At 61.4% G+C, this 1,950-nt stretch carries 1 protein-coding gene and 2 pseudogenes; all 3 read left to right on the top strand.

Features of this window, described 5'->3' with window-relative positions; all coding sequences use genetic code 11:
- Positions 1 to 331 (top strand): annotated as a pseudogene (locus AC1DWI_RS21090) (nicotinate phosphoribosyltransferase); the annotation flags it as partial.
- A gap of 36 nt (positions 332 to 367) precedes the next feature.
- The gene (locus AC1DWI_RS21095; protein WP_477671029.1) at positions 368 to 1,672 is read left to right on the top strand and encodes a citrate transporter; all 1,305 of its coding nucleotides are present in this window, start codon (positions 368 to 370) and stop codon (positions 1,670 to 1,672) included.
- A pseudogene (locus AC1DWI_RS21100) lies at positions 1,669 to 1,950 on the top strand (D-glycerate dehydrogenase); the annotation flags it as partial. The gene AC1DWI_RS21095 and the pseudogene AC1DWI_RS21100, both read left to right, overlap by 4 nt.

Consider the following 1,950-nt stretch of genomic DNA (forward strand, 5'->3'; position numbering starts at 1 on the left):
GTTCCAGTGGGGCGAGCGCATGCTTGCGCACTACACCAAGAACCGGGTCGACCCGCAGACCAAGACGCTGATTTTCAGCGACGGCCTGACGGTGCCGCGCACCATCGAGCTGTTCCAGCAGTTCAGGGGGCGTTGCCAGCTGGCCTTCGGGATCGGCACCAACCTCACCAATGACCTGGGCTATGAGCCGCTGCAGATCGTCATCAAGATGATCCGCTGCAACGGCCAACCCGTGGCCAAGCTGTCTGACACACCTTCCAAGAACATGTGCGACGACGAAAAATACCTGGCATATTTGCGGCAGGTGTTTGAAATCGCCTCGCCTGCATAATCGACAGCCTACCTGGCTTATCTTGAAAACCCGCGCGTGACTATTGCAGGCGTTCCCCTAGATTTCGTATTGTTTGGCCTGACGCTGCTCGGCGTTGCAGTGTTCCACCATCACACGCTCAAGGTGGCGTTGGCGGGCCTGGCGGTCATCACGCTTTACAAGCTCGCGCTGGGTGATTTTTCAGGCGTGCCTGGTATCGGCGGCCTGCTGCAATTGCTCGCGCACGAGTGGGTGACGCTCGGCAACTTGCTGGGCCTGTTACTGGGTTTTGCGCTGCTGTCCGATCATTTTGAAAAGAGCGGTATCCCCGCACTGTTGCCGCGCTATCTGCCCGACGACTGGAAAGGCGGCTTTGTGATGCTGGTATTGGTCTTCGTGATCTCCAGTTTTCTCGACAATATCGCGGCGGCCATGATAGGCGGCACCATGGCATCTGCGCTGTACCGCAAGCGTGTTCATATCGGCTTCCTGGCTGCCATCGTGGCCGCCAGCAACGCGGGCGGCTCGGGCAGCGTGGTGGGAGACACCACCACGACCATGATGTGGATTGCCGGGGTTTCGCCGGGCCAGGTCTTCGAGTCCTATGTCGGTGCATTGGTGGCGCTGGCCATCTTCGGCGTGATCGCTGCGCGCCAGCAGCACGCGCTGCAGCCCATCATGAAGGACGCCACTCCGGGCGCGCATCTGCATTGGGCCCGGCTGGGCATCGTCGCCATCATTCTGCTGTCGGCAGTAGCTGCCAATGTGTATTTCAACCTGCGCGATCCGGCGGTGCTGGAGCAACTGCCGGTGATCGGTATCTCGGTATGGGTGGCCATCGCGGTGACCACGCCCTGGCGCCGGCCCGACTGGCGCTTGTTGCCTGACGCCGCACGCGGTAGTGTGTTTCTGCTGTCGCTGGTGCTTTGCGCTTCCATGATGCCGGTGCAGCATTTGCCGGCCGCCAGCTGGCAAACTGCTTTCGGCCTGGGTTTTGTGAGTGCGGTGTTTGACAACATTCCGCTCACGGCGCTGGCCCTGCACCAGGGCGGCTACGACTGGGGCTTTCTGGCATACGCCGTCGGCTTTGGCGGCAGCATGCTGTGGTTTGGCTCCTCCGCTGGTGTGGCCCTGTCGAATATGTACCCCGAGGCCAAGTCGGTTGGCGCCTGGATCAAGGGCGGCTGGCATGTGGCGCTGGGCTATGTGGCCGGATTTTTCGTTTTGCTGGCCGTGCTTGGCTGGCATCCTGACGCTCCCCGTGCCCGAAAGATTGCAGCGACCGCACCGCCGGCGTCCGCAATGCATTCCCCCACCGGGACGGAAGTACCTGCTCCCGCATCACTTGTGAAAACACCATGACCAAACCCAAAATTCTCGTCGCTCGCGCCGTATTCCCCGAAGTCATCGCCCGCCTGGAACAGTATTTCGAGGTTGAATCCAACCAGGCCGACGAGACCTGGTCCAAGACCCAGCTCACCGAGCGCCTCAAGGGAAAGGACGGCGCCTTCACCACCGGCGGCGACAAAATCGACGCGGAGGTGCTGGCCGCCTGCCCGGGTCTAAAAATTTGCGCCAACATGGCGGTGGGCTACAACAACTTCGACATCGACGCCATGACCGCTGCCGGCGTGCTGGCC

Source organism: Polaromonas sp. P3_C2 (assembly GCF_056402675.1).